Below are 13,776 nucleotides of genomic sequence, written 5' to 3'. Positions count from 1 at the left end.
ATTCCTGGTCTCGTGGTCGCTCCCCCACCAGCCTCCGCCGCGAAGAGAGGGGAGCGACGGATCAGAGGCTGGTGACCAGGCCGCCGTCGATCAGGACGTCGGTTCCGGTGACGTTGCCGGCGGTCTCGGCGGCGAGCAGCAGAACCAGCTGGGCCACCTCGGACGGGCGGGTGAAGCGACCGGTCGCGGTACCGGCCACCGCGGCCGCCCGCACCGCGGCCGGGTCGAGGCCGCGCGCCTTGGCCAGGGTCTCGGCGACGCCGCCGGGGCCGAGCCACAGCGCGGTCTCGACCGGTCCGGGGCTGACCGTGTTGACCCGGACCCCGGACGGCCCGAGCTCCTTCGACAGCGACTTGCTGAAGCTGCGCAGGGCCGCCTTGGCCGCGCTGTAGTCGATCACCCCGGGGTCGGGCAGCGACGCGTTCACCGAGCAGACCGTCACGATGGCCGAGGGGGCGCTGCGCAGCAGATGCGGCAGGGCGGACCGGGTCGCCCGGACGGCCGACATCAGGTTGACGTCCAGCGCCCACTGCCAGTCGGCGTCGGTGACCTCGTGGAAGCCGTCGGTGCTGGGGTGCACACCGCCGACGTTGTTGACCAGGATGTCGATGCCGCCGAAGCGGGCCACCGCCTGGTCGACCAGGCGCTGGCAGCCCGCCGCGGTGGTGAGGTCGTCGAGGACGACGAGCGCGCCGGGCAGGGCGCTGAGCTCCGCGGTGGCCGTACGGGCGCCGGCGGTGACCCGGGCTCCCTCCCCGAGCAGCGCCTGCACCACGGCGAGCCCGATCCCCCGGCTGGCCCCGGTGACCACCGCCGACCGGCCGGCCAGGCCGAGGTTCACAGCGACTGGTCCTTCAGCCAGGCCAGGCTGACGTCCGCGACCTCACGCCAGCCCGAGTCGATGGTCAGCGAGTGTCCCCGGTCCGGGAAGGTCCTGATGTCGGTGACGGCCTCGGAGTGCCGGTACTGCTTGAGGGTCGCCCGGGTCACCGACTCGGGGACGGTGTTGTCCTGGCCACTGGCGATCAGCAGCAGCGGCCCGCGGGTCTGGTTGCCGGTGTCGACCTTGGCCGGCGAGTGCGGGCTGAAGTTGGCCGCGGCCGCCTCGAACAGCGGCTTGCCCGGGGCGGGGATCGTCCACCGCTCGAAGAGCTGATCCGACTCCTGCTGGTCGACGGCGTTGGCGAAGGCGAACCGGAACTGCTCCGCGGTCAACGAGACGGCCCGGTGCCGGTTGGCCGGATTCTTGAACACCGGCAAGGTGGCCTTGAGGGCTGACAGAGGCAGGGGGAGAACGCCCTTGATCTGGGCGGCGTCGATGGCGACGGCGGCCAGCGCCCGGTCCTGCCCGAGCAGCTTCTGGGCGATCATCCCGCCGAACGAGTGCCCGATCAGGATCGGCGGCGACGGCAGCCGGTCGATGAGGCCGGCGAAGTGCTCCACCACGTCGTCGATGCCGTGGTCGCCGATCGCCCCGGGGGCGGCCCGCGAGGCCTCGACCGTGTCGCCGTCGCCGGGCCAGCCGGGGGCCTGCGGTTCGTAGCCGGCGTCCGAGAAGACCTGGATCCAGGGCTCCCAGGACGAGGCGTGCAGCCAGAGGCCGTGAATGAAGAGGACGGGCGTCGCCACGCTTGTCTCCGCTCGATGCGAGCTGGGCGCCGAACGCCCCAGCAGTCGACAACGACGCTAGGACGGCGGGCGGCGCCGGGACTTCAGTGCGAAGACTGCGTCACCCGGGATCCCCGGCGACACCTCTAGCGTCACCTGACTGCGAGAGCAGGGCGGTGGCCAGCTGATTGCGGGACGAGACGCCGAGTTTCGGGAAGATCCGGTAGAGGTGCGAGCTGACCGTCCGGTGCGACAGGAACAGGCGCTGACCGATCTCGCGGTTGGACAGGCCCCGCGCGGCCAGCTCGGCGATCTGGCTCTCCTGCGGCGAGAGCTGCTCGCGCGGGTTCGAGGTCGGCTGCCATCCGCGCTCGCCGGTCGCACGGATCTCCTGATCGGCTCGTTCGGCCCAGGCCCGCGCGCCGACCGCGTCGAACGCGGCCCGCGCCGCCCGCAGCGGTTCCCGCGACTCGACGACGCGGCGCTGGCGGCGCAGCCACGAGCCGTAGGCCAGCTCGACCCGGGCCAGATGCCAGGGCAGCCGGGCCGCGGCGCCGTCCATCGCGGCCCGGAAGAGCGGCTCGGCCGCGTCACGGTCGGCCAGCACCGCCCGCGAATACTCCAGGGCGAGGGTGGAGCCGGTCGCCGGTGAGTCGCCCGCGATCTGCTCGACCCCGGCCAGCAGGGCCCGCGCCTCGTCGAGGCGGCCGGTGTGGACAGCGGCATCGGCCAGATAGCTGAGCGTCCACACCCGCTGCACCCGCTGGTAGGCCGGGTCGGCCGGCACGAACACCCGGCGCAGCTCCCCGTACGCCTGCTCGTGCCGGTTCGCCCCGAGCTCGGCGATGCCCCTGGCCAGCTGCACGCCGGCCAGCAAGGAGGAATCGGCGTTGGGCGTGCGCAACGCGATGTGCTCGGCCTCCGAGAGCAGCTGGTGCGGGCCCTCCCAGCCCTTGCCCACGGCCTCGATCAGGGCCACGGCGATGCGGGCGGTGGCCGCCCACATGGACTGGCCGGTCTCGTCGGCCAGCCGCATGGCCTCGTCGGACGAGCTCGACGCGTCGAACGCCCCCAGATAGATCTCGGCCCAGCCGCGGACGGCCAGCGCCTCGGCCAGCAGGCTCATCCGGCCCTGCGCCCGCAACTCCTGGATGGGCGTGGACAGGAAGGCGACGGCCCGGCGGAAGTCGCCCGTGCAGAACGCCGCGATGCCCAGCAGGCCGGCCAGGTCGGGTCGCCCGCCGGCATCCTCGGGCCAGCGTGACAGATGGTCGATGACCATCGGCCCCAGCTCGTGCGCCTCGCAGAGCGCGAAGATGGCCAGCAGCCGGGCGTCGTCCTCGGGCACCCCCACCTGCCGGGCGACCACGACGATGTCGTGCCGCACAGCCGCGCCGGGATCGCGCCACCAGACCCGCCGGGCCGCGCCGACCAGCAGCTGCATGGCCAGGTCGAAATCCTTGCCGCCGATGGCCAGGCGGGCCATCTCGATCAGGTGCCGCACCTCCGCGGGCTCCCCGGTCGAGCCGTCGTGGAAGACGCCCTCGAGCCAGCTCAGCCGGGACCGGTCGCGGGGCCGCAGCGTCATCCCGGTGAGCTGCGCCTTGATCTGCTCGACCTGGCTGAACCGGCCCAGCTGATAGCCGAGTTCGGCCGCGCTGATCAGCCGGGCCGCCTGCGACCCCGGGTCGGGGCTCAGCGCGGCGGCCCGTTCCAGCCAGGCGGCGGCCGAGGCGATCGCGCCCCGGCGCTGGGCGTTGCCGGCCGCCTGCTCCAGCTCGGCCGCGACCTGCTCGTCGCGGCCGGACACCGCGGAGGCCCGGTGCCACACCGCCCGGTCGGGGTGGGCGCCCAGCACACCGGCCAGGGCCTTGTGCGCCCGCCGGCGGACGGTCGCGGGCATGGCCCGCCGCAGCGCCGAGCCGACCAGGGGATGGGCGATCCGGTAATGCTCGCCGGCCACGGTCAGCAGACCGTGCTCGAAGGCCGGCTGGGTCGACAGCCGATCGAGGGGCGAGCCGTGCAGGACCTGTGCGGCCGCGAGGACGTCGTTGATGTCGTCGCCGTCGTCGACCGCGGCCACGGTCAGGACGGCCCGCACGGCCGGGGCGAGATCCTCGGCGCGCGCGGCGAACGCCCGCTCGAGCCGGGTGGTCATCGGCAGGTCCTCGTCGAACTCGGTCCACGCGTAGCGGCCCGACTCCAGCGCGGTGGCGAACTCCAGCAGGGCCAGCGGGTTGCCACCGGCCTGCCCGAGCACGCGGTCCCGCACCGCCGGGGTCAGCTGGGGCGCCCGCTCGTCGAGCAGGGTGGCCGCGGCGGGCTCGTCGATGCCGTCCAGCTCCAGCCACTGCATGGTCGGGGCATCGGAGAACGGCCGTGACTCGGACCGCGACGTGCACAGCACGATGACCCGCTCGCCGACGATCCGGCGGGTGACGAAGGCCAGGGCGTCGATCGAGGGCTGGTCGAGCCACTGCAGGTCGTCGAGGCAGACGAGCACGGGCGCCCGGGTGGCCGCGTCGACGAGCAGCTCGAGGACGGCCAGGTAGGTGAAGAACGGGTTCGTCTCGGCGGACTCGCTCATCGCGAAACAGCCCAGGAGGGCGTCGCGCTGCAGGGCGGGCAGCCGATCGGCGTACGGAAGAAGGGGCCGGACCACCTGGTGCAGACCGGCATAGGGCAGGTGCGTCTCCGACTGGCTGCCCCGCGCGATGAGCACAGTGAACCCGAGCGACCGGGCGTGCTCGACCGCCTCGGCCTGCAGCGCGCTCTTGCCCACCCCGGGCTGCCCGAGCAGCCCGATCGCGCGGCCTCGCCCGTCGACGCCGTCGAGCTGCCGGAACAGCACTCTCAACTCGTCGTCCCGCCCGACGAGCCGCCGCCCCCCGGTCGCGCCCACGAGCTCAGCATTCATCCCGTTGACCTTGCTGTCCAGCCCCTTGCCCGAGTGCCCCTGGGAGCGCACCCACGCCTGCGCGACCGGACAACCGCAGCTGTGCCGGTCCGCTGCCACCTGCGGGCCGGCACCGGAATCAGCCGTGCTCGATGTGATCCGTCATATTGCGGACAGCGCGATCGCTGGACCCGATCTCGGGTCCACCTCATCATCGGACGGTGGAAAACGACGACAGTTCGCGACCCGCACCGTTGGATTGGCGCGGGAAGGTATCCGGAATGCTGCTCGGTAGTTCGGTCACCGGTGGACTGAGTATCAATATTCTCAGCGGCGACTACCGCTGGCGGATCGTGATCGCAGCGATGTCGGTGGGCGCCGTTCTGGCCGTCTCTTCCTGGTTGCATCGCCGGCCCGGATCTCCCGTTGCGCGCTGGTCGATCAGGATCCTGCTGACGCTTGCCCTGGTGGCCAGTTTTCTGGTTCTGCTGGGGCCGGCCGCGATCCGCTCGTGGAGCGCCGCGTTCGCCGCCCTGCTCACCGCAGGAGCAGTCCTCATACCCCGCCGGGAGGAGACCGCCGCCCGCATACTGCTGGGTGCGGCGACTGTCGGCATCGGGCTGACCACCATCGTCATCACATCGGACTCTCTCCTCATCGAGGGCCGGCCCGGAATGGTGAACGTCCACAGCCTCGCCCTGACCGCCCTCGGCGCCGCGGGGGTGGTGTTGGCGTGGCTGGCTCTCGGCGCCCTGCGCCCTGGCCCCGGCGTCATCGGATTGGGCGGCGCGATGGCCATGCTCGGCTTGACCGTGACAGCCGGAGGTGCGCTCGCCCAGGGATCCGGACTTGTCGTGGGCGGCGTGGCAACCACCTTGTCCGGCCTGGGGTGGACGAAGGAGCGCTACAGCTGGCACGGGCTGGGGCTCATCGGTATCGGCGTCGCCTCCCTCATCATCGGTGCCTCCCAGATCGGTGGAGGCCTCCTCCTGTTCGGCTGCATCTTCGTCAGCCACGGGACGCTCGTGGTGGTTTCCGGTTTCGGCCTGCTGCACGGGAGACTCGACGTCGTTCACGTCGCGCAACTGGGTGTCGGACTGGGCACCGTGGTCCTCGGCTCGGCCATTCTGAGATCCGGCAACCCGATCTACGGTGTCGCGCTTCTGGGTATTGCCGCCGTCGGAATCACCAGTAGTCTCCACGAAATCCGACGCGGAGATCTCGGCCGGCGCGTCGCCCTTTGGTGGCACCAGTTCAACACTGATCCCGAAGTTGATGGTTGCGCCGCGGGTGGAACGCTGACGAAGGCGAACGGGGCCCGGTAGGACGCGATGGTCACCGAGGCGGATGGCCGTTCGCTACTGCGTGTGCCGGATTTCGGTCGCCTGCGACCAGACCGCCCACCACCGGCTCCCGTCGGGGGCGGCGCGGTAACAGTCCATGTGCCGGCACTCCAGCGGGCCGGGTTCCTGGCCCCGGACGTGGATGTCCATCGCTGAGCGGTACCGCAGGACGGCGAGGCCGCCGTCGCGCAGGACCTCGATGGTGGAGACCGCCTCGAAGCGGCGGTAGTCGATGGCGCCGCTCAGGACGCCGTCGAGGTAATGCCGCCTGGACCAGACTCCGCCGCCCGGATGGACCAACACGAATTCGGGGGCGTGCAGAGCCTCCAGCGTGTCCGCGTCAGCGGACACCAGAGCCGCGAGGCGCCTCTTCTCCAGATCGACCAACTGAAATGCGTCTGAGGACATGACAGAAGGTTACGGACACCCGCTCGGCAGCGATGGCAGCTTTGGCCCGGTGCCGGCCCGTGGCCTTGTGCGGGCCCTGGCCGGCACCCGCACGTGGCGGCGAACGACGGGCCTTTCAGCCCGCCACCGCGGTGGCGACGGCGTTGGCGACGGCTGGGTTGGTGACGTCGGAGTGGTTGGCCACGAACTTGTCGGCCTTGAGGTTGTGCACCTTGCGGGCGGCGAACAGGTAGCTCGCGTTCCGGTCGCCCAGCGTGCCGGCGACCGCCTCGGCCGTGCCGACCGCGCCGTTCGCTCCGAGACCACCGTACGGGTCGCCGGCATCGCCCATGCCCGACGAGCTCTGCTTGGCCAGCCGGGAGGCCACCGCGTAGGCCAGGCGCACCGCCCGGTCGTTGTGCGTGTGCGTGACGATCACCGGCCCGCGCAGCTGCGGACCGCTCATCAGCCGGTGGAACCCGCCGCCCACCGCCAGCCCGCGATGGCTGAAAGCGCCCTGCAGCAACGAGACCGAGGCGATCGGTGTGGTTGTCGTCGCGGCCGCCATGGCGACCACCCGAGCTCCGAAGGAGTGACCGGCCAGGTGCACCCGCACGTCGTGGGGCGCCGCGTCGATCGCCTCGAGCAGCCGGACGACGCCCCGCGAGCCGACCGCACCGGAGCGCTCCTTCATCCGGTAGAACGTCGTGACGTTCAGCAGTTCGGTGGCCGCCCGGACCGGCTTCTTGATGAGATCGAGCAGGCCGGTGCTGCCGGAGCCGGCCCCGGCCAGCGGGTCGGGCAGGGTGTCGAAGGGCGAGGCGCTCGGCGGTCCGGCGTTGTCCGGCACGGTCACCGGCCGGACGGCCGCCTCGACCACGGCGTCACCGGCCGCGCCGAACACCGCGCCGGTGTCGCCGGCGCGCAGGGTGACCGGCGCGGCGTCGTCGTCGGCCACCGCCTCGGGCAGCGGCAGCTGTCCCCGCAGGACGGACAGGAACTCCGCCTGCGCGCTCTCCGACTCGTTGAGGCTGTCAGCGAGCTTCAGCAAGGCCTCGGCGGCGGCCGGATCCTCCACCGCCGCCCGGATGGCGCCCTTGAGCTCGGCCGTCGAGTCGACGGCGGACAGCCCGCCGCCGGCCGTGTCGTCCTCGTCACTGCCCCACTGCTTCGACGGCCACAGCAGGCCGACCACGGCCAGCGAACGACCGGCGAAGCGGCCGGACAGGCTGGTGTCGACGTTGTCGCTGAGCTCGTCGATCAACCGCTGGGCGCGGGGCATGTCGTTGTTCCAGCCGTGCGAGACGAGCAGGACGTCGGTGACCGCGCCGATCGAGGTGACGGCGGCGGCGATCTGGCGGGGGTCGGCCGGGTCGCCGGACGTGGTGAACTCGACCGCGGTACAGGGAAGTCGCATCGGTACTCCTTGGTGGCCGGTCAGACGGATTGGATGGCGCGCATGGCGTCGACCAGGCCGGCGCCCTGGAAGGTGCGGGCCCGGCCGAGGTCGGTCGCGGTGGAGAGCAACGCCTCGCGGACGGCGTCGGGCCGCCCGATGAACTCGCGGTGCACCGAGAGGAACGCGGCGGCCGCCCCCGACACGTGCGTGGCGGCCATCGACGTACCGGTGTTCTCGGCGTACGTCGCGGCCGATGACACGCCCTGGGCGGTGGCCAGCAGAGCCCCCGAGGCGGCGCTGATGATGCGCTCGCCGGGTGCCACCAGATCCGGCTTCAGGCGGCCGTCACCGGTGGGGCCCTTGGAGGAGAAGTACGACACCCCGGTCGAGTGGGGCGACGACGAGGTCGAGCCCACGGTGAGGGCCAGCGCGGCGTTGCCCGGGTCGTTGATGGTCATGTCGAAGCCGAGCCGGATCGGCTGGAGCCGGCGGTCCTGGGCGTATCCGTACCCGCTGTTGCCGGCGGCCACGACCACCACGACCCCGGAGCGCACCAGGTTGTCCACCTCGCGGCAGACCGGGGTGAGCCCGGCCGCGAACCAGCTCGGGTCGAAGGGGTGCCCGACCGAGATGTTCACCCCGTGCACCTGCAGGTCCTTGCCGCCGTTGTTGAGCTCGGCGATGTATTGCAGGGCGGCGATCAGGCCGGTCAGATCGCCGGTCTCGTCCGGGCGCAACACCTTGCAGGACAACAGCTTGCACTCCGGCGCCATGCCGCAGATCGAGGCGAACGTCGTCTCGCGCGAGCTCAGCTTCCCGGAGCCGGAGTCGTCCCAGTAGGCGACCGAGGCGGTCAGCTGCTTGTCGCCCTCGGCGATCTGCTCGCCGGCCAGGATGGCCGCCACATGGGTGCCGTGCCCGGCCTCGTCGCGCAGGGCCAGGGCGTCGTCCGCGTCGACGAACGACTTGTGCGGCATCCCGACGAGGTTCTTGTGCTGCCGGAAGTGTGGGTGGTCGCCGTCGATGCCGGAGTCGAGCACGGCCCAGACGATGCCGCGACCGGTGGCGTTGAACGAGCGGTGCACGGCCTGGCACTTCGTCGTGACGATCGACCGGGTGATCAGGGCCGTGGTCCCGAAATTGGGCCACAGGCGGTGGATCGCGTCCCGCGCGGCCCGGACGATCTCGGTCGACGGGCCGGCGGACTCCAGCGCCGACTCGGCGTCGAGGCTTACCAGCATCCGGATCTCCGCGGCGGTCAGCGCCACCGTCACGTATCCGTTGAGCACGATCGCGGTCTCCGCGGCGGCCGGCCGGATCCAGCGCAGCATCTCGCGTACCCGGTCGGTGGCCCCGGCCAGGCCGCCGTCGTAGCGCAGGCGCAGCTCGATCGTGACGCCGATCAAGCCGTCCCCCAGGGCCATCCGCTCGCGCAACGGCGGCGAGATCACCGAGTCGGCCACCAGGTCGGGTGCCGTGGCGACCGCCTCACCCGCGGGGCGGCCCGCCTCCGCGTGCGGGCCGGCGCCCGGGGAGAACTCGGCCGGCATCTGCCACGACCCGTCCCATTCCGTTCTGTCCACCGCCATCGGGCTGCTCCGTTCTCGCAGTTCGTCATCGGTAGGAGGACGGCGTGGCCGATCGGATACCGATCGCGCCGGTCCGGAAGCCGACATCGGCCCGCGGTGGGTGGACCATGAGGGGATGGCGACGCTGCGATCGGTGAATGTCGGGCTGCCCCAGGACGTGCGCTGGCGGGGCCGGACGGTCCACACCGGGATCTGGAAGGCGCCGGTCGACGGACCGGCCATGGTGCGACGGCTCAACATCGACGGGGACGGGCAGGGGGACCTCGGCGGCCACGGCGGCGAGATGCGGGCCGTCTTCGTCTACCAGCTCGACTCGTACCGGTATTGGCAGGAGTTCCTGGGCCGTGACGACTTCACGGACGGGCAGTTCGGCGAGAACTTCACCGTCGACGGTCTGGCCGACGACGAGGTCCGCGTCGGCGACCGTTACCGGATCGGCGGGGCGCTGTTCGAGGTGACCCAGCCGCGGGTCACCTGTTACCGGGTCGGGATCCGGATGGACGATCCGCGGATGCCGGCCCTGCTCGTCCAGCACCACCGGCCGGGCTTCTACTTCCGGGTGCTCGAGGAGGGCGAGGTACGGGCCGGCGACGACATCGTCCAGGTGGCCGACGGCCCCGAGGCGCTCACCGTGGCCGACATCGACGCCCTGCTCTACCTGCCCGGCCATCCCCGCGAGCAGATCGAGCGGGCGCTGCGCATCCCGGCGCTGAGCCCCGGCTGGCAGGGGTCGTTCCGCGCGATCCTCGACCAGCCGGCGTCGGGCACCGGCAACGCGGGCCTGGTGGCGGAGTCACCGCCGCCGGCGTGGGCCGGATTCCGTACGCTGAAGGTCACCGCGATCGTGCCGGAGAGCTCGACCATCACCTCGATCCGGCTGGCCGACCCGGGCGGCGCACCGCTGCCCGCCGCTCTGCCGGGCCAGTTCCTGACCGTACGGCTTCAGCCCGCGCTCGTCCGCAGCTACTCCCTGTCCGGCGAGCCGGGTGACCCGGAATACCGGATCAGCGTCAAGCAGGAGCCACACGGCCGGGCCGGTGCCTACCTGCACACGCACCTGCACCCCGGCGACCTGATCGACGTGGCCGCGCCCCGGGGCACGTTCACCCTGCCACCGGGTGGGTCGGGCCCGATCCTGCTGATCAGCGGGGGCGTCGGCGCGACACCGGTGCTGGCCATGCTCCACGCCCTCGCGACGCACGGCTCGGACCGGGAGGTGTGGTGGGTGCAGGCCGCCCGCAACGGTCAGGAGCGACCGTTCGCGGCCGAGGCGGCCGCTCTGCTGGCCCGGTTGCCGCGGGCTCATTCGTACGTCTGCCTGAGCCGGCCCGGCCCGGACGACCGGCTGGGCCACGACTACGACGGCGCCGGCCACCTGACGGCGGAGCTCCTGCGGACGCTCGAGCTGCCGGCCGGCGGCGACGCCTACCTGTGCGGGCCGGCGGCCTTCCTCACCGACGTCACCGCGGCGCTCGTCGAGACCGGCGTGCCGGCCGGTCGCATCCACACCGAGATCTTCGGGTCGCAGCCCGGCCTGACCCCGGGCATCGGCGCGACACCGGGCCGCGCCCCGCACCCGCCGGCCGGCGAGCCGGGCACCGGCCCCGCGGTGTCGTTCGCCCGCAGCGACCTGACCGTGCCCTGGCCCGCCGGGACGGCCAGCCTGCTCGACCTGGCCGAGGCGTGCGACGTCCCGGTCCGCTGGTCGTGCCGCGTCGGGGTGTGCCACAACTGCGAGTCCGGCCTGTTGTCGGGCGAGGTCACCTATTCGACCGACCCGGTCGACCCGCCCGCCGCGGGCAACGTGCTGATCTGCTCCAGCCACCCCCGCGGCGACGTGGTCCTCGACCTTTAGGGCACGACTCAGCCGATCGTCAGTCGAGCACCCTTCAGCGTGACGTACCAGTCCGAGTCGGTGAAGTCCCGGCCGGTCTCGGGGCCGATGTAGGCGTCGAGGTGCCGGTTCCCGCCGAGCCCGGGCGTGAACTCGTCGGTGACCAGCCAGGCCCCCCGGCGCAACGCCGCGCAGGTCTTCGCGGGCGCGTCCTCCCGGCGCCCGCAGTCCGCGATGGTGAAGCGGGTGCCGTGCGGCAGCACCTCCGGGTCGGCCGCGGCCGAGACGAACGGCGTGAGCCGCCGGCCGTCCGAACTGCGGGGCGCCGAGTCGAGCCAGAACCCGATGTCGTACGACCAGTTCAGATACCGCCCGGAGCCGGTGAGCCCGGTGCCCTCGTCCCGCACGGCCTGGACGAAGTCCTCCGGATAGCTGCCCAGGTCGTCGTCCCCGTCGGCACAGTCCAGTTTCCGGCACCCGGTGACGTCCGTCGGCTCCCCGTCATGGAACTTCTCCACCGCGGTGTAGTACACGGTGATCTCCCACCCGCTGCTCGCTCTCCCGGTCTTCACCGGCGCCGCCGTCGACGGCACCGGTCCCGCCGTCGACCTGATCGGCGGGGACGGCACCGGATCCGCGCTCGACGCGATCGGCGGGGACGGGACGACGGACGAGGGGCTGGGGAGCGTGCTCTTTCCGGCCGGCTCCGTCCCGCAGCCGGCTGTCAGCACGACCGCTGTCAGCACGACCACCGCGGTGGCGGAAAGGGCCAGGCACTGACGCATCAGCCGAGCATGCCAGCCTCCGCCCGGCGATGGCCGGAAACCGCTATTAGACACCACCTAATAGCTCACCTATTATGTGGCGCATGATAGCGACGGACGAGGCCGCCGAACGCCAGGCTCAGCTCCTGCGCGGTTGCCTCGACATGTGTCTGCTCGCGCTGCTGGCCGGGGAGCCCGCCCACGGCTACGAGCTCGTCCGCCGCCTCGACACCGCGGGCTTCGGACCGGTCAGCTACGGCACCGTCTACCCCCTGGTCACCCGGCTGCACCGCCTCGGCCTGGTCGCCGACATGCGGCAGCCGAGCCCGACCGGCCCGCCCCGCAAGGTCTACCGGCTCACCGACACCGGCCACCAGCGACTGACCGCCTGGCGCCGGCAGTGGACCGAGTTCGCCGGCGTCGTCAACGCGACCATCGACGTCCACGCCCCACCACCAGGAGACAAGCGATGACCACGTCCGGATCAGCCATCGACAGCGTCCTGGCCACCGCCGACCGCGAGTGGCGCACCCTCGGCGTGCACCGCCGCGACCGGGTCTCCCTGGCCACCGACCTGCGGGCCGAGCTCGAAGCCGCCGGCGCCGACGGCCTGAGTCCGGCCGACCTGCTGGGAGCCGACCCGGCCGGCTTCGCCCGCAGCCTGGCCGAGGAGTCCGGCGTGGAGCGGGCCGCGCCGCGCTACGGCACGATCCTCGGCGTCGCCGGTGCCGGCGCGGTGGTCGCCCTCGTCGCCGGTTACGCCCTCGTGGCCGGCCTCCACCAGGTCTTCGTGGCCGCGTTCGACCTGCCTCGGGGCACCCGCGTGCCGATCTGGCTCGCCGCCGGCGTCTTCTACGGCGGCGTCGTGGCGGTCGTGGTGGCCGGTGCGGTCCTGAGCGTCCGCATCGCCCTGCGCGACGTGCCCCGGATCCGGCACACCGCGGCCCGGATGACGTTGCTGCTGCCGCCCGCGTTCGGCGCCGCCATCCTGGCCGCAGCCGCCGCCGGCCGGGCGATGGACTTCGCCCTCACCCCGGCCGCCATCAGCACCGAGGCGGCAATCGTCCTGGCCGCCTTCTTCGGCGCGACGGCCCTGGCCCGCCGCTGGTCCCTGACCGCCGCCGGCTGAGCGGTCGCTCGGCCACCGCGAACGTCAGGTCCGTTTCCCGCCAGCCCCGACCGGCCCCATCGGCCTAGCGTGGGCCGATGGACTGGACGGGCTACACAACCTATCTGCTGGTCGCCGCCGCGGTGGTGCTCATACCCGGGCCCGACTTCGCCGTGGTGGTCGGCAACACCCTCTCCGGCGGCCGGTCCCGCGGCATGTGGTGCGCGGCCGGGGTCGCATCGTCCAACGCCGTGCAGGGCGTGGCCGCCGTAGCGGGACTGGGCGCGCTCATCGTGACCGCACAGCCGGTGTTCCAAGCCGTGAAATGGCTGGGCGCCGCCTATCTGACCTACCTCGGCGGCCGGCTGCTGTGGCAGGCGCTGCGCGGCCGGTATGCGGCTCCCGGCCCCGTCACCGGCCACCGTGGCTGGCGGCAGGGCTTCCTCTCCAACATCACCAATCCCAAGGTCCTCGTGTTCTATCTGGCGGTCCTGCCGCAATTTCTGACACCGGAATCCGGGGTCCTCGCCACCGGCCTGTATGCGACCACCCATGCCTTGGTGTCGCTGACCTATCTGCTCGCCGTGACAGCGGGCCTGCACCAGGCCCGGTCCGTACTCACGCGCAAGCCGGTCCGCCGCGGCCTCGACGGCATCACCGGCTTCGCCATGATCGGCTTCGGAGCGAGACTGGCGTCCGAGCGAGGCTGAGACGTCCTCTCAGAGAGTGTTGTGATACCTCGGTGTGATCTTCGGTAACGATGTCAGCGAAGATCACGTGTGTGTCGTTGTGTCTGTAAACCCGCGTACGAGTCCTCACTGACCGACGGGCAGTGGGAGGTCTTGGAA

At 72.2% G+C, this 13,776-nt stretch carries 13 protein-coding genes; 6 read left to right on the top strand and 7 right to left on the bottom strand.

What is annotated here, in order from left to right; all coding sequences use genetic code 11:
* Positions 1-61: 61 nt before the first annotated feature.
* The 3 genes from NAG42_RS43070 to NAG42_RS43060 all read right to left on the bottom strand — a co-directional run bounded on the left by NAG42_RS43070 (position 62) and on the right by NAG42_RS43060 (position 4,525).
* The gene (locus tag NAG42_RS43070; RefSeq protein WP_250038333.1) at positions 62-841 is read right to left on the bottom strand and encodes an SDR family NAD(P)-dependent oxidoreductase; all 780 of its coding nucleotides are present in this window, start codon (positions 839-841) and stop codon (positions 62-64) included.
* Complete coding sequence (locus NAG42_RS43065) at positions 838-1,629, bottom strand: alpha/beta hydrolase (protein ID WP_250038332.1); 792 nt, start codon at positions 1,627-1,629, stop codon at positions 838-840. Before NAG42_RS43065 ends, NAG42_RS43070 begins: the two co-directional genes overlap by 4 nt.
* 100 nt (positions 1,630-1,729) lie before the next feature.
* On the bottom strand, positions 1,730-4,525 hold the full coding sequence (locus tag NAG42_RS43060; RefSeq protein WP_250038331.1) for an ATP-binding protein: 2,796 nt from the start codon (positions 4,523-4,525) through the stop codon (positions 1,730-1,732).
* 200 nt (positions 4,526-4,725) lie between these two features.
* Between NAG42_RS43060 and NAG42_RS43055 the strand changes: the two genes are divergently transcribed.
* Positions 4,726-5,829, top strand: a complete 1,104-nt coding sequence (locus tag NAG42_RS43055; RefSeq protein ID WP_250038330.1) for a hypothetical protein — start codon at positions 4,726-4,728, stop codon at positions 5,827-5,829.
* Positions 5,830-5,862: 33 nt separating this feature from the next.
* Here NAG42_RS43055 and NAG42_RS43050 read toward each other — a convergent pair whose 3' ends face one another.
* The 3 genes from NAG42_RS43050 to NAG42_RS43040 form a co-directional block, all read right to left on the bottom strand.
* Entirely contained in the window at positions 5,863-6,255 is a 393-nt protein-coding gene (locus NAG42_RS43050) for a nuclear transport factor 2 family protein (protein WP_250038329.1), read from the bottom strand.
* A 115-nt stretch (positions 6,256-6,370) separates the two neighbouring features.
* The gene (locus tag NAG42_RS43045) at positions 6,371-7,651 is read right to left on the bottom strand and encodes a hypothetical protein (protein ID WP_250038328.1); all 1,281 of its coding nucleotides are present in this window, start codon (positions 7,649-7,651) and stop codon (positions 6,371-6,373) included.
* 20 nt (positions 7,652-7,671) lie between these two features.
* Positions 7,672-9,222 carry a S8 family peptidase gene (locus NAG42_RS43040; RefSeq protein WP_250038327.1) on the bottom strand — a complete coding sequence of 517 codons (1,551 nt, stop codon included), beginning with the start codon at positions 9,220-9,222 and terminating at the stop codon, positions 7,672-7,674.
* 115 nt (positions 9,223-9,337) lie between these two features.
* Here NAG42_RS43040 and NAG42_RS43035 point away from each other — a divergent pair, with 115 nt between their 5' ends.
* Positions 9,338-11,077 carry an MOSC and FAD-binding oxidoreductase domain-containing protein gene (locus NAG42_RS43035; RefSeq protein ID WP_250038326.1) on the top strand — a complete coding sequence of 580 codons (1,740 nt, stop codon included), beginning with the start codon at positions 9,338-9,340 and terminating at the stop codon, positions 11,075-11,077.
* Positions 11,078-11,085: 8 nt separating this feature from the next.
* On the opposite strand, the gene NAG42_RS43030 is transcribed toward NAG42_RS43035, so the two are convergent.
* Entirely contained in the window at positions 11,086-11,589 is a 504-nt protein-coding gene (locus NAG42_RS43030; RefSeq protein ID WP_250038325.1) for an RlpA-like double-psi beta-barrel domain-containing protein, read from the bottom strand.
* A gap of 1 nt (position 11,590) precedes the next feature.
* Between NAG42_RS43030 and NAG42_RS43025 the strand changes: the two genes are divergently transcribed.
* From NAG42_RS43025 to NAG42_RS43010, 4 genes are all read left to right on the top strand, one after another.
* On the top strand, positions 11,591-11,836 hold the full coding sequence (locus tag NAG42_RS43025) for a hypothetical protein (protein WP_250038324.1): 246 nt from the start codon (positions 11,591-11,593) through the stop codon (positions 11,834-11,836).
* Between the two features lie 88 nt (positions 11,837-11,924).
* On the top strand, positions 11,925-12,293 hold the full coding sequence (locus tag NAG42_RS43020) for a PadR family transcriptional regulator (RefSeq protein ID WP_250038323.1): 369 nt from the start codon (positions 11,925-11,927) through the stop codon (positions 12,291-12,293).
* On the top strand, positions 12,290-12,949 hold the full coding sequence (locus tag NAG42_RS43015) for a DUF1048 domain-containing protein (protein ID WP_250038322.1): 660 nt from the start codon (positions 12,290-12,292) through the stop codon (positions 12,947-12,949). Before NAG42_RS43020 ends, NAG42_RS43015 begins: the two co-directional genes overlap by 4 nt.
* Positions 12,950-13,026: 77 nt before the next feature.
* Positions 13,027-13,638: a LysE family translocator gene (locus NAG42_RS43010; protein WP_250038321.1), complete on the top strand. Its 612-nt coding sequence runs from the start codon at positions 13,027-13,029 to the stop codon at positions 13,636-13,638.
* Positions 13,639-13,776: the final 138 nt, after the last annotated feature.

The sequence above is a fragment of the Paractinoplanes maris genome (assembly GCF_023544465.1).
GTDB classification, from domain to species: domain Bacteria; phylum Actinomycetota; class Actinomycetes; order Mycobacteriales; family Micromonosporaceae; genus Actinoplanes; species Actinoplanes maris.
Note: the sequence above shows the minus strand (reverse complement) of the source record. Positions and strands in the feature narration are given on the sequence as shown.